The 18,056-nt window shown below is 63.2% G+C and carries 17 protein-coding genes; 9 read left to right on the top strand and 8 right to left on the bottom strand.

Going from position 1 to position 18,056, the window contains the following annotated elements:
• The 3 genes from gnd to dnaA form a co-directional block, all read right to left on the bottom strand.
• Positions 1 to 921 (bottom strand): phosphogluconate dehydrogenase (NAD(+)-dependent, decarboxylating), encoded by a 921-nt coding sequence (gene gnd / locus RhoFasB10_RS11315; protein ID WP_114330066.1) that lies wholly within the window; start codon positions 919 to 921, stop codon positions 1 to 3.
• A gap of 79 nt (positions 922 to 1,000) precedes the next feature.
• The gene (dnaN, locus tag RhoFasB10_RS11310) at positions 1,001 to 2,185 is read right to left on the bottom strand and encodes a DNA polymerase III subunit beta (RefSeq protein ID WP_068429638.1); all 1,185 of its coding nucleotides are present in this window, start codon (positions 2,183 to 2,185) and stop codon (positions 1,001 to 1,003) included.
• A 560-nt stretch (positions 2,186 to 2,745) separates the two neighbouring features.
• Positions 2,746 to 4,278, bottom strand: coding sequence for a chromosomal replication initiator protein DnaA (gene dnaA / locus RhoFasB10_RS11305; protein WP_068430060.1), 1,533 nt, complete (start codon positions 4,276 to 4,278; stop codon positions 2,746 to 2,748).
• Positions 4,279 to 4,881: 603 nt separating this feature from the next.
• On the opposite strand from dnaA, the gene rpmH reads away from it, so the two are divergent.
• The 9 genes from rpmH to RhoFasB10_RS11260 all read left to right on the top strand — a co-directional run bounded on the left by rpmH (position 4,882) and on the right by RhoFasB10_RS11260 (position 13,784).
• Positions 4,882 to 5,025: a 50S ribosomal protein L34 gene (rpmH, locus tag RhoFasB10_RS11300; RefSeq protein ID WP_026347786.1), complete on the top strand. Its 144-nt coding sequence runs from the start codon at positions 4,882 to 4,884 to the stop codon at positions 5,023 to 5,025.
• A 32-nt stretch (positions 5,026 to 5,057) separates the two neighbouring features.
• On the top strand, positions 5,058 to 5,438 hold the full coding sequence (gene rnpA, locus RhoFasB10_RS11295) for a ribonuclease P protein component (RefSeq protein WP_084423907.1): 381 nt from the start codon (positions 5,058 to 5,060) through the stop codon (positions 5,436 to 5,438).
• On the top strand, positions 5,435 to 5,773 hold the full coding sequence (gene yidD / locus RhoFasB10_RS11290) for a membrane protein insertion efficiency factor YidD (RefSeq protein ID WP_084423906.1): 339 nt from the start codon (positions 5,435 to 5,437) through the stop codon (positions 5,771 to 5,773). Before rnpA ends, yidD begins: the two co-directional genes overlap by 4 nt.
• A gap of 4 nt (positions 5,774 to 5,777) precedes the next feature.
• Positions 5,778 to 6,893, top strand: coding sequence for a membrane protein insertase YidC (gene yidC, locus RhoFasB10_RS11285; protein ID WP_068429633.1), 1,116 nt, complete (start codon positions 5,778 to 5,780; stop codon positions 6,891 to 6,893).
• 100 nt (positions 6,894 to 6,993) lie between these two features.
• Positions 6,994 to 7,554, top strand: coding sequence for a R3H domain-containing nucleic acid-binding protein (locus RhoFasB10_RS11280; protein ID WP_068430056.1), 561 nt, complete (start codon positions 6,994 to 6,996; stop codon positions 7,552 to 7,554).
• Between the two features lie 2,555 nt (positions 7,555 to 10,109).
• On the top strand, positions 10,110 to 10,745 hold the full coding sequence (gene rsmG, locus RhoFasB10_RS11275) for a 16S rRNA (guanine(527)-N(7))-methyltransferase RsmG (RefSeq protein ID WP_068430053.1): 636 nt from the start codon (positions 10,110 to 10,112) through the stop codon (positions 10,743 to 10,745).
• A gap of 57 nt (positions 10,746 to 10,802) precedes the next feature.
• Entirely contained in the window at positions 10,803 to 11,810 is a 1,008-nt protein-coding gene (locus RhoFasB10_RS11270; protein WP_167676449.1) for a ParA family protein, read from the top strand.
• Positions 11,811 to 11,814: 4 nt separating this feature from the next.
• Positions 11,815 to 12,858: a ParB/RepB/Spo0J family partition protein gene (locus tag RhoFasB10_RS11265; protein WP_068429628.1), complete on the top strand. Its 1,044-nt coding sequence runs from the start codon at positions 11,815 to 11,817 to the stop codon at positions 12,856 to 12,858.
• Positions 12,859 to 13,091: 233 nt separating this feature from the next.
• Complete coding sequence (locus RhoFasB10_RS11260) at positions 13,092 to 13,784, top strand: GNAT family N-acetyltransferase (RefSeq protein WP_167676447.1); 693 nt, start codon at positions 13,092 to 13,094, stop codon at positions 13,782 to 13,784.
• Positions 13,785 to 13,847: 63 nt separating this feature from the next.
• Here RhoFasB10_RS11260 and RhoFasB10_RS11255 read toward each other — a convergent pair whose 3' ends face one another.
• The 5 genes from RhoFasB10_RS11255 to sigM all read right to left on the bottom strand — a co-directional run.
• The gene (locus tag RhoFasB10_RS11255; protein WP_114330061.1) at positions 13,848 to 15,038 is read right to left on the bottom strand and encodes an N-acetylmuramoyl-L-alanine amidase; all 1,191 of its coding nucleotides are present in this window, start codon (positions 15,036 to 15,038) and stop codon (positions 13,848 to 13,850) included.
• A gap of 193 nt (positions 15,039 to 15,231) precedes the next feature.
• Complete coding sequence (gene trxA / locus RhoFasB10_RS11250) at positions 15,232 to 15,564, bottom strand: thioredoxin (RefSeq protein WP_068429619.1); 333 nt, start codon at positions 15,562 to 15,564, stop codon at positions 15,232 to 15,234.
• A 43-nt stretch (positions 15,565 to 15,607) separates the two neighbouring features.
• On the bottom strand, positions 15,608 to 16,597 hold the full coding sequence (gene trxB, locus RhoFasB10_RS11245) for a thioredoxin-disulfide reductase (protein WP_068430045.1): 990 nt from the start codon (positions 16,595 to 16,597) through the stop codon (positions 15,608 to 15,610).
• Between the two features lie 118 nt (positions 16,598 to 16,715).
• The gene (locus RhoFasB10_RS11240; protein ID WP_167676445.1) at positions 16,716 to 17,432 is read right to left on the bottom strand and encodes a hypothetical protein; all 717 of its coding nucleotides are present in this window, start codon (positions 17,430 to 17,432) and stop codon (positions 16,716 to 16,718) included.
• Between the two features lie 57 nt (positions 17,433 to 17,489).
• Positions 17,490 to 18,056 (bottom strand): RNA polymerase sigma factor SigM (gene sigM / locus RhoFasB10_RS11235; RefSeq protein WP_277345864.1); only part of this gene is annotated, 567 nt, incomplete at its 5' end.

The raw sequence follows: 18,056 nt of genomic DNA, 5'->3' as shown, positions 1-18,056 counted from the left end.
TTATTTCTTGGGGTCGGGAGCGCGCAACGTCTCTTCGGTGGTGGCTCGTTTGACGGCGTGCCCGCCGAACTGGTTGCGCAGCGCGGACACTGCCTTCATCGCCGGCGAATCCTCCTGGCGCGACGCGAACCGCGCGAACAGCGCCGCGGAAATCACCGGAGCCGGGACAGCGTGTCGGATCGCTTCCTCGACGGTCCACCGTCCTTCGCCGGAATCCTCTGTGTAACCGGAGATCTCGCGGAATTCCGGGTCCTGAGCGAGTGCCTGAACGAGCAGATCGAGCAGCCAGGACCGCACGACGGTGCCCTGACTCCACGCACGAAGGACGCCGTGCACGTCCTGGACCAGGTCTTCCGCCTCGAGGAGTTCGTAGCCCTCGGCGTACGCCTGCATCAACCCGTACTCGATGCCGTTGTGCACCATCTTCGAGTAGTGGCCTGCACCGACGGGCCCGGCATGGACGAAACCGTCGGCGCGCTCGCCTTCCGGGCGCAACGCGTCGAAGATCGGAAGTGCGCGCTCGACGTCGGCCTCGGAGCCACCGACCATGAGGCCGTAGCCGTTCTTCAGACCCCACACACCGCCGGACACACCGGCGTCGATGTAACCGATGCCCTTCTCCGCGAGCAGGTCGGCGTTCATCCTGTCGTCGGTGAACCGGGAATTGCCGCCGTCGATGACCAGGTCGCCCTCCTCGAGGACGTCACGCAGCGAGGTGATCGTGTCACGCGTGATGTCGCCGGCGGGCACCATCACCCAGACGACGCGCGGCGCGGTCAGCGCTGCAGCGAGATCGCCGAGCGACGGCGTATCGGTGACCTCGGGTCGCGGGTCGTATCCGATCACTTCGTGGCCGTGTGCGCGAAGACGCTCGCGCATGTTGAAGCCCATTTTCCCGAGGCCGACCAGTCCCAGCTGCATGAGAGACGTCCTTCTCTAGTGTGCGGTCATTCGCGCGTTCACCTTCGGGCGAAGGCGGGCGCACGTAGTCCGTACCCGATCAGCCCGGAAGTCGAACCGGCATCAGCAGGTACGTGTACGCGCTCTGCGGTGCTGCGAACTTGCCCGACGCGTCGGGTACCAGTTCATCATCGGCGGTCGGCCGCAGAACTGCAGGACGACTGGGAGTGGTGAAACCGAAGGTGACCTTCTCGCTGTGGAGCGACGACAATCCGTCGATCAGGTAGCCCGGGTTGAACGCGATGGTCAACGCTTCACCCTGGAAGTCCGCCATCAGCGATTCCTCGGCGCGACCTGCATCGTCGCCACCGGCCGACAGCAGCAGACCTTCGGCGGAGAACTCGAGTCGAACCTGTGCACCGCGCTCGGCGACGAGAGCGACACGTTTGATCGCCTCGACGAGGGGAGCGACCTCGACGACGGCCACAGCTGTGTGTTCCGCGGGCAGGAGCTGACGGAACTTCGGGAAGTCGGCGTCGAGAAGCCTGGTCGTCGTGCGACGGCCCTCGCTGATGATGCCGAGAAGACCGTCGGCGCCGACGGACGAGCCCGAACCCAGAGCGAGCTCGACAGGTGAATTCGCGTTGCCGCCCAACGTCTTTGCGGATTCGGACAGAGTCTTGGCCGGAATCAGAACTTCGGTCTTGGTCTCGCCGTTCGCCGGCATCCACTCGAGCTCGCGGACGGCCAGACGAAATCGGTCGGTCGCGGCGAGGACCACGGTCGTGCCGTGGATCTCGACGCGGATGCCGGTCAGCATCGGCAGCGTGTCGTCGCGTCCGGCGGCGACGGCGACCTGGGAGATGGCTTCGGAGAAGACATCGTTGGCGACGGATCCGGTCTGCGTCGGCAGTTCCGGCAGCTGAGGGTAGTCCTCGACAGGCATCGTCGGCAGCGAGAACTTCGCGCTACCGCACGTGATGAGCACCCTGGTTCCGTCGACACCGACGTCGACGGGCTTGTTCGGAAGCGACTTCGTGATGTCCGCCAGGAGCTTGCCCGAGACCAGTGCCTTGCCTGCGGTCGATACCTCGGCGGACACCCGGACCTGCGCGGACACCTCGTAGTCGAAGCCCGACACGGTCAAGCCCTGCTCGTCGGCAGCGAGAAGAACTCCACCGAGGACAGGAACGGGCGGCCGGGACGGCAGGCTTCGAGCTACCCACGCAACGGAATCGGAGAAATCTTCACGAGCAACGCGAAACTTCAGACTTCCAAGCTCCATCGCTCGGCATTTCCTCTCGGTCGGGGCGGTTCGTCACGAAGAAGGGTCTTCGGTGAGTGCGGGGCACTCGAGGGCACCGGTGCATCACTGAGTCTGACACAACCGGCAGATGCACACCGTATGCCCTTCGCGACCAACTTGGAAAGCCGAACCTGGCGCGTGCGGACGCGTCGACGAGGGGCTGTGAGGGGATCTGTCCCCAACACCTGTTTTCAAAGAAGATCCCTTCGAGAGAAATTCTTCGTATTAATAGGTCCTGTGGAATCTGTGCACTCGCCCCTCGAGCCCCTGGTCGCTCGGCGTGGTGTCGTGGGGATGAATTCGGGACCAATCGGCGGTTGCGATGGGGAAGCTTGTGGACGAATCACGAACGGTTCACAGCCTCCCACAGTCCATCCCCAGAAGAGCGCGTTTCTCCACATGCTTATCCACAGGTGTGAATCATTGGAGGCCACCCCGAAAAAAGTTTTCGGGAACGTCTCTCGAGGGGGCCCGCAGACGAGAAACGCCGGGCGGATCCTCTCTCTCGAGGGGTCCGCCCGGCGTCGGGACGAGGAACGTCAGCGCTTGGAACGCTGTTTGATGCGAGCCGTCAGCTCCTGTACCTGGTCGTAGACCTTGCGACGCTCGGTCATCTCCTTGCGAATCTTCTTGTCGGCGTACATGACGGTGGTGTGATCCCTACCGAACGTCTGGCCGATCTTGGGCAGCGAGAGATCGGTGAGCTCGCGGCACAGATACATCGCGATCTGACGGGCCATGGCCAGTGCCCTGGCCTTACCCGGCCCGCACAGGTCGTCGATCGTGGTGTCGAAGTACTCGGCGGTGACGGCCATGATCGTCGCCGCGTTGATCTCGAGGCTCGAGGAGTCCGGCATCAGATCGCGGAGGACCACTTCGGCGAGCGTCAGATCCAGAGCCTGTCCGTTGAGCGACGCGAACGCGGTGACACGGATGAGCGCACCCTCGAGTTCACGAATGTTGCGCTCGATACGGCTGGCGATCAGCTCGAGGACGTCGTGCGGCACGTCGAGCCGGTCCATCCTCGCCTTCTTGCTGAGGATTGCGATGCGGGTCTCGAGTTCCGGCGGCTGAACGTCGGTGATCAGGCCCCATTCGAACCGGGTACGCAGGCGTTCCTCGAGGGTGGCCAGCTGCTTCGGAGGACGATCCGACGAGACGACGATCTGCTTGTTCGCGTTGTGCAGTGTGTTGAAGGTGTGGAAGAACTCTTCCTGGATACCTTCCTTGCCCTCGATGAACTGGATGTCGTCGACCAGAAGGACATCCGTTTCGCGGTACCGGCGCTTGAACGCGACCTTGCGGTCGTCACGAAGACTGTTGATGAAGTCGTTCGTGAACTCCTCGGTCGAGACGTACTTCACGCGCATGCCAGGGAAGAGGCGTTGAGCATAGTGACCGGCCGCATGGAGCAGGTGAGTCTTGCCCAGACCCGACGCGCCCCAGACGAACAACGGGTTGTAGGCGCGGGCGGGCGCTTCGGCGATCGCGACGGCGGCCGCGTGCGCGAATCGGTTGGAAGCGCCGATGACGAAGGTGTCGAACGTGTACTTCGCGTTCAAGCTGCCGGCGCCCGCGGGAGGAGTTGTCGTCTCGGGTGGCTTGGTGAAGTAGGTCGGCCACGAGTTCTGCACGCTCGTCAGAGCGTCACCGTCGTCGTCGACTTCCTCGTAGTCCGCCGTCTCGGAATCCGACGGTTCGTCGTCGGTGCTGGTCAGGAACCGACGACGGTAGGTCGGTGAACTGGGAGTTTCAGGGTACGACGCACGTTCGGTCTCGTGCTTGTCCTCCTCGGGAGCCGAGATACGGACGCCGAGGCCCTCGACACCCTGGCCGAGGTGACGGCCGAGTGCGTGCAGGATCGGTTCGCGGAGATCCCTCTCGATGGCTTCTTGCGCGAAGGACGAGGGGACCGCGAGCAGCGCGAAGCCTTGCGTGAGCGTGAGCGGTTCGACCAACGCCAGCCAGGCCTTCTGTCCCTTGGTCAGGTCTGGGCCGCCGTGCCGATCGGACGTCAACTCCGTGACAACCTCAGGCCAGACGCGCGCCAGCGCACCCGGATCGTCGTTCACGGTGCCTCCCATTCGAACAGTGCTGTCAACCGGCTGAATCCGATGATCTTTTCCCACCCGCGTCACGCCGAATTCGGCTATCGTCCCCTCTCAGCGACGTTCTTCGGGGGATTCACAGTCGAGCAGTGCACACGTGCCGGATACGAATATGCCACCTGGCCCGTGTTTCCACACAATTATCCACAGGTGTGGATTAACGACATCGTTGTCACCCGGACAGGGGCTCGCCGGCCGTATCAGTGCGGTTGTCCGGCCTTGACCTGCTGCTTTAGGTGAAACCGGCAGACTCGAGTTATGGGCTTGCCCTGTGAGTAACGGAGGACACGCGTCCGAATGCGTTTATACACACACCGTTCTCCCCATGGGTGTGGATGAATTACACGGATGTAGTCCCGAGGGCGTACATTCGACGAGTTTGACCACCGCCAAGTCGATCAGTACTCTCGAACAGTCACCCAAGGCGAGGTGGCCGATGCTTGCTGGCTGCATACAGTCTGTGGTTACTCGGATTTCTCGCTCGGGGATGTAATTGGAGTTCGACCGAACTCGTTACCACCGTTGCCGACGCCTTCGGGCGTCAATGATTTTCGAGGAGTGTTCACCGTGGCCAAGGGCAAGCGGACGTTCCAGCCGAACAACCGACGCCGCGCGCGTGTTCATGGCTTTCGTCTTCGTATGCGTACGCGTGCAGGTCGTGCAATCGTCTCTGCACGCCGTGGTAAGGGCCGCAAGGAACTCACCGCTTAATTCATTGTTCGTCCGAACGTACGGAGCTCGGGGTGTTGCCTGAGCCGCACAGATTGCATCGCAGCGCTGATTTCTCACGTGTGATGCGTCGAGGCCGCCGCATGGGTAGACAAGACCTGGTCGTTCACGCGTTCGCGCGTGACGACGAGAACACTGTCGTCAGCCCCGGTGCTTCGAGGTTCGGATTGATCGTCAGTAAAGCTGTCGGGCCGGCGGTAACTCGTCATCGAGTTGCACGCCGGCTTCGGCATATCTGCGCTGAGGTGATGCTCGAGGTGCCCGCCACCAGCGACGTCGTCATCCGAGCTCTTCCGGGCGCAGCCGATCTGTCCTCGAGTGACCTACAGCGCCAAGTTCGTTCGGGCTTGAAGAAGCTGGGGTACATCGACCCGGCGAAAGACGCGCGCTCATGACGCTGCTTCGCGCCGTCCGCTCGCTTCCCGCGCGGGCGCTGATCTTCTGTATCGAGCTGTACCGCACCTATGTGTCTCCGCTGAGGCTGCCCACCTGCCGTTTTTCACCTACGTGCAGTGAGTACGCAGTCGACGCGTTGAGAACCCACGGTGCGATCAAAGGCTCTCTGTTGTCCGTTGTCCGGTTGCTGAAATGTGCACCCTGGCACCCTGGAGGGTGGGATCCGGTTCCCGAACGCGGCTCATGGCGTCGCGCCTCGCCGGCGACAACCGAACAGACTTCGACCGAAGAAAGCCACGATCTCGTGAGAGTGGACGAACAGAGGAGTACATAGAGCCGTGCTCGATTTCATTTATTACCCGGTCTCCTGGATTCTCTGGGTGTGGCACAAGGTATTCGGTGCCGTTCTGGGTGCCGACAACGGATTCGCGTGGGCGCTGTCCGTGATGTTCCTGGTGTTCACTCTGCGACTGATTCTGTACAAGCCCTTCGTCAAGCAGGTTCGTACGACGCGTCAGATGCAGGAGCTGCAGCCGCAGATCAAAGCCCTGCAGAAGAAGTACGGCAAAGACAAGCAGCGCATGGCCGTCGAGATGCAGAAGCTGCAGAAGGAACACGGATTCAACCCGATCATGGGTTGCCTCCCGGTCCTGGCCCAGGCTCCGGTGTTCATCGGCCTGTTCCATGTGCTTCGTTCGTTCAACCGAACGGGTACCGGCGTAGGTCAGCTAGGCCTGGATCCGGCGGTCAACCGCACCCTGCCGAACTACGCCTTCAACGTGGAGGACGTGAACTCGTTCCTCGACGCCCGTCTGTTCGGCGCACCGATCTCGGCGTGGATCACGATGCCGAAGACGCAGCTCGAGGCGTTCGCCAACCCCGAACTCGGCCTCGGCGTCCCGTCGGTCTGGACGATCGTCGCGGTGTCGGTTCCGCTCATGGTCATCGCGGCCGTGGCCACGCACCTCAACTCGCGTGCATCCGTCGCTCGCCAGAGTGAGGCCGCAGCGGCCAATCCGCAGTCCGCAATCATGAACAAGCTTGCGTTGTATGTCTTCCCGCTCGGTGTTCTCGTATTCGGTGCGTTCCTGCCCATCGCCATCCTGCTCTACTGGGTGTCGAACAACCTGTGGACCTACGGCCAGCAGCACCTCGTGTTCGGCAAGATCGACCGTGAGGAAGAAGAGAAGAAGAAGCTCGCCCTCGAGAAGCGCACCGAGAACGCGCCGAAGCCGGGCGTCAAGCCGGTCACCAAGCCGAAGCCCGGTGCCAGGCCCAAGCTCTCGAAGATGACTCCTCCTCCAGTCGTGGACGCAGCCGAGCAGGATGGAACGTCCGACGTCGAAGCGAACCCGTCGGACAGCACTCCCCCGGCAGGTGGAAACGGGGCAGCGCGTCCCAAGGGACAGCGCCCGCAGCCGAACCGCAACAGGCCCAAGCGCAAGCGGCGCTGAGCGGCTCGATCGACGACAAGGGACGAAGATGCCTGCAGATGCCGAAGAAACAACGAGTACGGACAACGCAGTGAACGCTGGGGACGGAGCTGGTGAGGTCGTGGCAGTCGAAGCCGACAAGACAGTCGAAGACGAGGCCGTGAAGAAGGCCGCCGTCGACGAGACGATCGACGACGCGATCGATGACGACGAGGATGCCGAGGACTACTTGGTCGAAGAGGGCGAGATCGCCGGCGACTACCTCGAGCAGCTTCTCGACGTTCTCGACTTCGACGGTGACATCGACCTGGATGTCGAGGGCGACCGAGCGATCGTCAGCATCGACGGCGGCAACGATCTGAGCAAGCTCGTCGGACGGAAGGGTGAGGTGCTCGACGCGCTCCAGGAGCTGACGCGTCTCGCGGTTCAACAGTCGACCGGTGAGCGCAGCAAGCTGATGCTCGACGTCGCCGGCTGGCGCGCTGGGCGTCGGAGCGAGCTGAGCACCTTGGGTGTGGAGGCTGCGCGCCGCGTGCTCGAGAGCGGCGAGCGCGAGGAACTCGCCCCGATGACACCGTTCGAGCGCAAGATCGTGCACGACGCGGTCGCCAAGATCGACGGCGTCGAGAGCGAGAGCACTGGCGTCGAACCGTCACGGCGAGTGGTTGTCGTCAAAGCCTGACGATCACCCCGACACCTGGAAGGCCCCCAACTCCGGTTGGGGGCCTTCGTCGTTTCCGGGTTTCGATGCCACTCGCTGATGCGATGCCTATCGCCGCCCACACGATGCGAACCGCATTCCGCTCCGCTGTCGATCAAATCGTGTGGTGGAATTGCATGCATGTAGTTCGATCACGCCCTGGTTTCACGTGAAACGCGCGATGCGGCGAAACGTCACAGTGACGATGCGCGCCTAGGCCCTGGGTCGCGAGAATTCGGGGTTGAGACGCGATTTCAGCGCGTGGAGGTGGATGCCAAACGTCGTGGGCTGAGGTCTTTCGGTTTCACGTGAAACCGCGTCCGGTAAGAGCGGGTGTGTCGCAGCGTAGCTCGTTAGCGCTTCGTGGTTGGCACTCTCGATCGAGCGGGCTGCATGTGCGGGCAGTCTCGTGGCACGTCTTCCTTACTTCGCCGGCGGATGCGTCGACGCACACACCGATCTCGGATGTGTGTGTACAGAGATGGTGTCGGAAGCCAAGCGTCTGTATGGTCAGTCCTCGCCCATGAACGAGCTACTGGAGTGTGCTCAAAGTTTCGAGTGGCGCCGACGGTGTTGTCTCGAGGTGTGCGAACGACTTCGCCGGAACAACGCCTCGAGCTGACTGGGCGTGGATGCGTTGTGGTCGGGTGGGGCGGTGTCCGAACGAGGGTGAACACTCAACCGTGGCTCGGTCCTCCCCTGCCCTGCCGCTGCGGGTGGCGGCGAAGGTTGGTCAACTCCGAGTGGCTTCTGAGTTCGGTGCCGCGCGGATGCAGGCGGGCGCAAGCTGTCGTGTGGGTGCTGTGGTTGGCGGTAGCCGCGGTGCCAGGTTCGATTTGTTTCACGTGAATCGATGGCCGACGCAAGGTGGCCTGCGGAGCGATCCGACTGTCGCACCCGGCGGTGGTCGGTTCTGGGCGGTGGTCGGTTCGCGTAGCGATGGCGCAGCCGCATCCGTTTCACGTGAAACAGAAGAGGCTTTGCTCTGAGCACCGACCGGTCTGCCGGAAGACAGGTAGAAGCGCGGGACTATCGCGGTGCAGATTCCGCGGGGTGGTCGACGCGGTTCTGTCGGGTCGCACATGTCGTCCGGAAGCCGCATCATGGCTTCGAGTGCGCACAAGGACCGCGGCATGCTGCCGTCCTTATCCTCCGCTCTCCCGCGACGGGATCGGGTGGGTGCGCAGCGCACCGCCGTACAACCCAGGCGGGTCCCGACGGCACCCCATCGCTGTGGTCGCCGGGCAACGTATCGCGAGAGGAAGCCTCGAGAAGGAGCACCCACGTGAAGATATCGCGTGGTTCCGATTCCCGAAGCTTCACCGTGGACGTGGGCCCTGGGTCGACCAATCGGTCCGCCACGAACCATTTACCTCCACCGGAGATTTCGCAGTGCATCGCGAACCTGGGTCCGGGCCGTGTATCGATCGCAGCTCGATCGACGCCGGAAAATGCGACGTCGACCAATGGGGTGGGTTGGCGATTCGGATCAGGTGGCCGCGCTGGGGCAGCCCGGTGGAACCTGAGTCGACGTCTGCCCGGCCGTCGGGCCGAGCCCTGAATGAAGAATGGCTTCGGCCTACTGTTTCACGTGAATCAGCGAACATATGAAGAAGCACTCACGACGCGATCAGCTCTAGAGAAAAGCCCTCGGCTTCGTTGGTCAGTCGTCGATCTAGCTGATCGGCAATTGTTCAGATCTGACCAAGAGGGTGGAGCCGTTATCCGCCGAACTTGGTTGTGGCAATGCATGTCCGCCGTTATGTAGATTGTCGGCTCGTCCGAGTCGGCTGCTGTCACCGACCTTCGGCACGAGCCGCTATATCAGTAGCGCCCGGTCCTCTGTTCGATATGAGCGTGAGCGTGCGGTTTCACGTGAAGCGTCGGCTCGCGACAAGTGCTTGCGACGGCGCACCCGACCTGACCCAGGCCACATCCTGCGTCGACACATGAGGACCGCGGGCGCGTCACCGGACGTGTTGAACTACAGCACAGCATTCGGGTCTCCCCTCCCCCAGTGGACATCGTCGTGCCAAGGGGCAGTGCTTGGCGCCGGGCATCTCGTGAACGACGGATCGGGCAACCACCGTCTCTGGAATGGGCTCGGTTCAGCCCCTGTCCCGCACACGTATTTACGCAACCGACGGCTACTCTCGGCGCGTGTGGTCCGCTCGTCAAGTTCACAATCCCCGGCGCCGATCCGAGAGTGTACGCACGGCGGGTGGTCTGCGTGCGATCGTCGATGCCGCCCGATCCGTGATGTGTGCGGCTGTGTTGCTCGGACGAGGCCCCCACGGGCGTTGCGGCCGAAACCGACGTCCGCGAGTTCACTCGTATGGTGGGCTCAGGCGACTGAGTTTCACGTGAAACCGTGTCCGACGTTTCACGTGAAACCCGGACTCCGAACCCGGCGATACTGGATTGTGATCGAGAGAACGAAGAGAAACGTGTCGGATGCGTCGGATAGTTTGGCGAAGTGAGGCCCGACGCGGGAGGATGATTCAGTGGACTCTGAGGCGTTGAATGACGACCATGTGATGGCAACTGCAGAGCGCATATTCGGCCCTCGCTTCGATCTCGCGAAGAAGTATCACGAGTCTCTGGCAACCGATGGCGTCGAGCGTGGACTCATCGGACCCCGTGAGGTTCCCCGGTTGTGGGAGCGGCACATCTTGAATTGCGCCGTCGTAGCCGAGCTGATCGACGAGGGCGAGCGCGTCGTCGATGTCGGTAGTGGTGCTGGCTTGCCCGGAATCCCACTCGCGATCGCTCGGCCCGATCTTCACGTCACGCTCGTCGAGCCCCTCCTCCGTCGGACCGTATATCTGGCGGAGTTCATCGAGGAGAACGATCTCAACGTTCTGGTCGTCCGAGGACGAGCGGAACAACCCGGTGTGAAGAAGGAAGCCGGCGGCGCCGACGTCGTGACGTCTCGGGCCGTCGCCCCGCTGGAGAAGCTCGCGAAGTGGTCCCTTCCGCTGATCCACGAGGGCGGGCGAATGCTCGCGTTGAAGGGCAGCAGTGCTGAGGAAGAGATCGAACGCGATCGGACTTCCCTTGCCCGTATGGGTGCTGGCAAGCTAGAGGTCGTGCAGTGCGGCGTCGGCGTCGTACCGACACCCACCATCGTCGTTCGCGCTGAACGGGTTCCACGACGCTTTCAACGTTCATGACGTCTTCCGAGTTGTCACTAGTTCTGCACCAATCCAGTTCCGCACTAAGGAGCACATATGTCGGGTGGATCTGATCCAGCTGTTTCACGTGAAACACAGTCCGAGAACGGCAGCAAGACGCCGCGAGTCGATCGTCCGTCCTCGGCAGGTTCGGACTTCGGCGCCTACAGCAGTATCTCCCCCGACGACACTCCCATCGGTGCGGCCGCGCATCGCGCGAGCCAGGTGCTCCACCCTGGCAGCGTGACGCTTCCCAAGCCCGCGCAGCGCCGCATGCTCACCATCGCCAATCAGAAGGGTGGCGTCGGAAAGACCACGACTGCGGTCAACCTCGCCGCTGCGCTCGCGGTCCAGGGACTGACGGTGCTCGTGGTCGATCTCGACCCGCAGGGCAACGCCAGTACTGCTCTGGGCGTCGAGCATCACTCGGGTGTGCCGTCGAGCTACGAAGTTCTCCTCGGTGAGGTCACTGCCCGCGAGGCGATTCAGAAGAGCCCGAACAGCGATCGTCTGTACTGCATTCCGGCGACCATCGACCTGGCCGGCGCCGAGATCGAACTCGTGTCCATGGTGGCGCGTGAAGGTCGCTTGAAGACCGCGCTTGCCGATCTCGAAGAGGTCGGCGCCGATTTCATCTTGATCGACTGCCCGCCGTCGCTCGGCTTGCTCACCGTCAACGCATTGGTGGCAGCGACCGAGGTGCTGATCCCCATCCAGTGTGAGTACTACGCGCTCGAGGGCGTCGGTCAGCTTCTGCGCAACATCGAGCTCGTGCAGGCGCATCTCAACCCGGTGCTGCACGTGTCGACTGTCATTCTCACCATGTACGACGGCCGCACGAAGCTTGCCGATCAGGTTGCCGAAGAAGTGCGAAAGCACTTCGGCGACGCGGTACTGCGAGCTGTCATTCCACGAAGCGTCAAGGTATCCGAGGCACCCGGATACGGTATGACGGTCCTCGACTACGACCCGGGCTCCCGTGGAGCAATGAGCTACTTGGACGCAGGCAGAGAGTTGGCAGCCCGATCGGCGGTCGCGGCAACGGATGGAACGCAGGAGCGCTAGAGATATGAGTCAGGCACGAAAAGGTGGGCTGGGTCGCGGGCTTGCGGCACTGATCCCTACAGGTCCGGAGGCCGGACCTCGCCTCGGCAACGCGGCTGCAGACGTCATCATCGGTAAGGAACGAACTGCCGCCGACGTCGAGAAGCCCGCTGTCGCGAAGGTCGAGAAAGAGAAGACGGCGTCTGCGCCGACCCCCACTCCCCCGGTGCGGAACACGGACGAGGATCTGGAGCCGGCCGGCGCCGTCTACCGCGAGATCGCACCGTCGCAGATTCGTCCGAACCCGAAGCAGCCGAGATCGGTCTTCGACGAAGAAGCACTCGCAGAACTGGTGCACTCGATCCGTGAATTCGGGTTGATGCAGCCAATCGTCGTGCGCGCCCTCGGTGACGACAAGTACGAACTCGTCATGGGTGAACGTCGGTGGCGCGCGAGCCAGGAAGCCGGCCTCGAGTCGATTCCCGCGATCGTCAGAGAAACCACCGACGACGCGATGCTTCGAGACGCACTGCTCGAGAACATTCACCGCGTCCAGCTGAACCCCCTCGAGGAGGCGGCTGCGTACCAACAGCTTCTCGAAGAGTTCGAGGTTACACACGAAGAGCTGGCAGCAAAGATCGGTCGATCACGGCCCGTCGTCACCAACATGATTCGTCTGCTGAAGCTGCCGATTCCGGTGCAGCGTCGCGTCGCCGCGGGAGTTCTGTCTGCCGGGCACGCCCGTGCTCTCCTGTCGTTGGACGCTGGTTCCGACGCGCAGGAAGCGTTGGCAGCACGCATCGTCGCCGAGGGTCTGTCGGTGCGCGCGACCGAAGAAGCGGTCACGTTGGCCAACCGAAACGACGATGGTTCGCCATCCCCGGCGCCGCGGCGCAAGCCGATCCAGATGCCTGGGCTTCAGGATGTGGCGGATCGGCTGTCGGATTCGTTCGATACCCGCGTCACCGTCAGTCTCGGTAAGCGAAAGGGCAAGATCGTCGTCGAATTCGGCTCGGTCGACGATCTCCAGCGCATCGTCGACATGATGGAAAATCAGAAGGGAAAATAGCTCCGAATTTTCAGGTGCAGACGTACCGGCTACTTACGTCACTGTGACGAAGGTAGGACCACGGAGGTCGTCGAACGACCAAGGAGGATCGAAAAGTGTTGTTGCACAGACCTTTCAGATCCTCCGCGATACAAGGCGGTCGCAGTCGGAGTGATCGCATATTCTTGACGAGGGTAAACGGCAACGGACGCTCACGATTGCCTGGATTCAGTGCTTGGAGGCTGAGGTAAGCAGTGTCGTCGTTCGTCACGGGGGTCACGCTCGACTCGTTCGATCAACTACCGGCGCACACTCGCCGGTGTCGCTTCTGGGTGCTCGATCCAGGAGTCGACGCACCCAGTTCCGACTCACTCGACCTCGACCTCGAGTTCGAGAACGAAGCGTGGCTGTCGATGATCATGCTCGAGTGGGGGTCGTGCGGCCAGATGCTGTCGACCGGAGGAGAGAGCATCGGTTGCGCGTTGTACGCCCCGCCCGGAGCGGTCCCCCGCGCTTCGGCGTTCCCGACCTCACCCGTGAGCGCCGATGCGGTTCTGCTGACGACGCTTCGGGTCGAGTCCGAGGTCGATCGTGAGGATCACTCGACCGCGCTGATACAGGCCGTGGTTGCCGATCTCGTCAATCGAGGCGTACGCGCACTCGAGGCGTTCGGAATACGCAAGACCGCTGAGGACGCGAACACCGGACCGACGGCCACATCGCAGCTGACATGTTCGGACACCGTGTGCATGATCGACGCGGATTTCCTGGAGAAGATGGGCTTCGACGTCGTCGCGCCTCATCATCGTTATCCGCGGCTTCGGCTCGAGCTGGATCGCGATCACGGGTGGAAGCAGGACGTCGAGAGCGCCCTCGAGCGGTTGCTGCTCGCGGCCAGCCTCACGATGGTCGATATCGAACACAAGGATCCGGTCGGCGTCGGATAGGAACCCGTGAACGACCGAGGGGCCGCAGGAGTGAATCCTGCGGCCCCTCGATCTATATCGTGCTCAGCCTCGTTCGGCGGCAGCCAACTCCTCGGCCAACAACTCGGCGAAAGTGAATGTGCCGGTGGGCTGATCGTCCTGCCCGAGCAGATACAGACGCTTCACGGCGATGAGAATGGCTTCGGCGATGATGTCACGCGATCGAGGATCGCTGAGTACTTCGACGTCGGATGCGTTGGTGAGGTATCCGATGTCGACCTGAACCGTCGGCATGTTGGTGAGTCGCAACAGATCCCACGTACGTCCGTGGCTACGGCAGTCGAGAAGTGGTGTGCGAGCAACGATTTCACGCTGGATGTAACCGGTCAACACCTGCCCGATGAGCGAGGTCGATCCGTGCGAATTGCCGAAGTGGAAGCTGGCGACGCCGTTGGCCGCAGGGCTGGAGCTCGATGCACATCGCAGCGAGATCATCAGATCGGCGTTGAACGCGTTCGAGGTCTCGGCGCGTTCGGCGACTGTGGGGTTGGTACCGCGAGCACGGGAGAGGAAGGTTTCCATTCCCGTTGCGGCCATGCGGCCTTCGAGTCGACTGGCGACGTCCCACAGGATCTCGGCCTCGCTGATACGACCGAACATGCCGTCGACGATCAGTCCGGTGTCCGCGCCTCCCAGATCGGGATCGATGACGATACGTTTGCCGGTCAGTTGCGGACCGGACTGCCGGACCAGTTCTTCTTCGCTGATCGCATGTGGTGATCCGCCGGTGACGCGAGCACCCAGCAAGTCGAGCGACCGCAGGGTCGCCGGGCCACAGATGCCATCGGGCGACAGGCCGATCTCACGCTGGAACGACGAGAGGCCGTCGTGCGTCTTGGGACCGAAGTAGCCGTCGACGCGTTCGCTGTAGAAACCGAGGTCTTGAAGCCGGGTCTGCAGAGTCGCGACGTCGTCGCCGTACAGCGGGGCGGACAGCTGATAGATGAGGGTGCGGGCGCCGAGCCGGTACGACGCCTCCTTCAGGAAGCGATAGGTGGCCGGTCCGACGACGCCGTCGACCAGGAGGCCGCGATGCTGCTGAAACGCGCGGACGGCGCTGTCGAGCGCATCGTCGAACTCCGACACCGGTGCGGTCCAGTGCAACGGGTCCGACGAGTGCGCCGCCGCGTCCTCGTGCAGAAATCCCAGGGAGACGAGAGTGCTCCGTACCTCCGCAACGGCGGGTCCTGAATCGCCGCGACTGAGTCGGTGCATACCTGATTACCTCTCGTCGAAATTAGGTCGACTGCCGTGGAGACAGTATCCGCCTCCGGACGACATCTCGAGGGACGTCCGGAGGGCACGATGCCTCATTCAGTAGCCGATGTGCCGACGAACGCGTCGGCACATCGAATGATTGTCGCAGAAAGTGTTCGCCGAACTGCAATCCAGGCCGTCCGGCGACGGATCACAACACCGCGTCGAGGTCCTTGAGCAGGGCGGCCTTGCCCTTCGCGCCCACGATCTGCTTCACGGGCTTTCCGCCCTGGAACAGGATCATCGTGGGAATCGACATGACCTTGAAGTCGCGAGCGGCCTGCGGGTTGGCGTCGATGTCCAGTTTCGCGATCGTGAGCTTGTCGGAGTGCTCGGCAGCAATCTCTTCGAGAACCGGTGCAACCATCTTGCAGGGACCGCACCAGGTAGCCCAGAAATCCACGAGGACGGGCTTCTCGCTGGTCAGGACGTCATCGACGAACGATGCGTCGGTGATGGTGACGGTCTTCTTGTCATCGGACATCTCGGGTGTCTCCTCGGTTGGTCGAGCGTGGGTTTTCGTTGGGTCAGGCGTTGACGGCGTCGACAGGCTGGTCGGCGTGCTCGAGCGTGTTGCTGGTGATGTCACCCTGCTCGGCGAGCCACCGCTCGGCGTCGATCGAGGCGGTGCAGCCGGTGCCTGCGGCCGTGATGGCCTGCTGGTAGACGTGATCCACCAGGTCGCCTGCCGCGAAGACGCCCTCGACGGACGTGGCGGAGGTCGGCGACGCAACCTTGACGTAGCCGGCGTCGTCCAGTTCGACCTGGCCCTTGACCAGTTCGCTGCGCGGGTCGTGACCGATCGCGACGAACATGCCCGTGACGTCGAGCGTCGACTTCTCGCCGGTGAGCGCGTTCTCGAGCGTGAGACCGGTCACCGACGTGTCTCCGAGAACCTCCAGGACGTTGGTGTCGGTGACGAAACGAATCTTCTCGTTCTTCTTCGCACGCTCGAGCATGATGCGGGATGCTCGGAATTCGCTGCGGCGGTGCACGATGGTGACACTGCGCGCGAAACGCGTCAGGAACGTTGCTTCCTCCATTGCCGAGTCTCCGCCGCCGATGACCGCGATGTCCTGGTCACGGAAGAAGAAGCCGTCACACGTCGCACACGCACTGACGCCTCGTCCGAGAAGCTTCTCCTCGCCGGGGATGCTGAGGTAGCGAGCCGCTGCACCCATCGCAAGGATGACGGCGCGCGCTCGGTAGGTCTCACCACCTGCGGAAATGGTCTTGATCTCGCCGGTGACGTCCAATTCCTCGACGTCCTCGGTGCGGATGTCCGCGCCGAACCTCTTGGCCTGCTCGCGCATCTGCTCCATCAGATCAGGGCCCATGATGCCGTCGCGGAATCCGGGGAAGTTCTCGACCTCGGTGGTGGTCATCAAAGCTCCGCCGAACTGTGTGCCCTCGAACAGGATCGGCTCCAACTCGGCCCTGGCGGCGTACACACCAGCGGTGTACCCGGCCGGTCCCGAGCCGACGATGATGAGATCGTGAACCTTGGGCGTAGTCATGCGGGCCTTCCGATAGTCGTTCAGTGCTGAGCCGGTGGGCCGTGCCGCCGACGGATATGACAACACCAGGGTAGAGGGTGTTGTTCCCAGCCGGGTCGAGGCGCGGATCGCGGGACGTTCAGCTCAGGTCGCGACGGAACAGGGGCTGCGGGTCGTCGACACCACAACCGGCACCCACTGCGAGGACGGTCAGACCGGCGTCGGGGCCGCGGGAAAGGACGAGCATGGTGCCCTCACTTCCGTCGATGTCGACGGCGGCGGCACCCAGAACGACGCTGTTGCGATCGATTCCGTTGGCCTGCAAGCAATCCGGGAGAAGTCCGGCTTCGACGAGCTGTACCGGATCGCGGTTGGCCATCACCGACTGCACCACGGAGTCGTCGATGAGGGACGACTGTAGCGTCAGGACCGATTCCTCGCCCGGTCCGGCGACCACGTCGGGCTCCGAGGTGGACGCAGAACGAACGAAAAGTGTTGTGGCGACGGCGATCACGATCGACGCAGCCGCAGCGATCAGCAGCGGACGGACCGAACGGGGAAGTCCGCGCGCGGGTCCTGTCGACCCCGCGTTCCCGGCACCGGCGAGCGTGCGGTCGATGCGTTCGGCCACGTCCGGGGGCATCGACTCACCACCGTCCAGATCGGCACCGACTGCGCGGAGCCGGGCCGACACCGCGTCGAGCGACGCCAAGATCCGCCGGGCATCGGCGTCGGCTTCCACGAGCGGCCAAAGCTTGGTGCTGACCGACTCCGGCAGAACGCCGGCATGGAGATCGGCGAGCAGTTCGACCGAGTAGGGCGCCATGGGTAGTGGCTCGGTACCGCGTGATGTCACTGCGGTCTCCTCTCCCGGCGCAGACGTACCTACACAGGGTAAGACGCGGTGGGCCGACTAACGGTTCCCGTCGTCCTGCAAGTACCGCAGCTGCACCGCCAGCTTCTGACGCGCTCTCGCGCAGCGACTCTTGACGGTTCCGGTGGGAACACCGAGCATCGCGGCGGCGTCCGCGACCGAGTAACCCTCCATGTCGACGGCCACGACTGCGGCACGCTGCTCCGGCGGGAGAGACATGAGGGCGCTGCGAACCTCGATCGAAGTCTCGACGTCGGACATCCGGTCGCGCGCATCGGGCGGTTCCTGCACATCGGTGTCGGCGAGCGGTGTCGTCGGTCGCGACCGGTTCCGTCGAATCCGGTCCAGACACGCATTGACGACGATCTTGTGCATCCAGCTCCGCACTGCGGCGTCCGCTCGGAACGATCCGGCCGTGCGGTGCGCCGACAGCAGCGCCTCCTGAAGCGCGTCGGCGGCATCCTCGTTGGTGTAGCTGGTGCGTCGCGCAGTCATCCACAGATGCTCGTGGTGCCGATGAACGAGCGCTGCGAACGCGTCGGGGTCACCCTGGACGTGCGCGTTCAGCAGTTCGACGTCGGATCGGCCCCCGAGAAGCCCCCCGGC

Source organism: Rhodococcus sp. B10, from assembly GCF_011770055.1.
In the GTDB taxonomy this organism is placed as follows: domain Bacteria; phylum Actinomycetota; class Actinomycetes; order Mycobacteriales; family Mycobacteriaceae; genus Rhodococcoides; species Rhodococcoides kyotonensis_B.
The sequence above is the reverse complement of the archived record's forward strand: the minus strand, read 5'-3'. Positions and strand labels throughout refer to the sequence as shown.

Coding starts and splice junctions, on each gene's coding strand:
- trxB (WP_068430045.1), bottom strand. CDS start 16,597: ATGACTACGCCCAAGGTTCACGATCTCATCATCGTCGGCTCGGGACCG.
- trxA (WP_068429619.1), bottom strand. CDS start 15,564: ATGTCCGATGACAAGAAGACCGTCACCATCACCGACGCATCGTTCGTC.
- rsmG (WP_068430053.1), top strand. CDS start 10,110: ATGGCAACTGCAGAGCGCATATTCGGCCCTCGCTTCGATCTCGCGAAG.
- dnaN (WP_068429638.1), bottom strand. CDS start 2,185: ATGGAGCTTGGAAGTCTGAAGTTTCGCGTTGCTCGTGAAGATTTCTCC.
- RhoFasB10_RS11255 (WP_114330061.1), bottom strand. CDS start 15,038: ATGCACCGACTCAGTCGCGGCGATTCAGGACCCGCCGTTGCGGAGGTA.
- RhoFasB10_RS11265 (WP_068429628.1), top strand. CDS start 11,815: ATGAGTCAGGCACGAAAAGGTGGGCTGGGTCGCGGGCTTGCGGCACTG.
- yidD (WP_084423906.1), top strand. CDS start 5,435: ATGACGCTGCTTCGCGCCGTCCGCTCGCTTCCCGCGCGGGCGCTGATC.
- RhoFasB10_RS11270 (WP_167676449.1), top strand. CDS start 10,803: ATGTCGGGTGGATCTGATCCAGCTGTTTCACGTGAAACACAGTCCGAG.
- gnd (WP_114330066.1), bottom strand. CDS start 921: ATGCAGCTGGGACTGGTCGGCCTCGGGAAAATGGGCTTCAACATGCGC.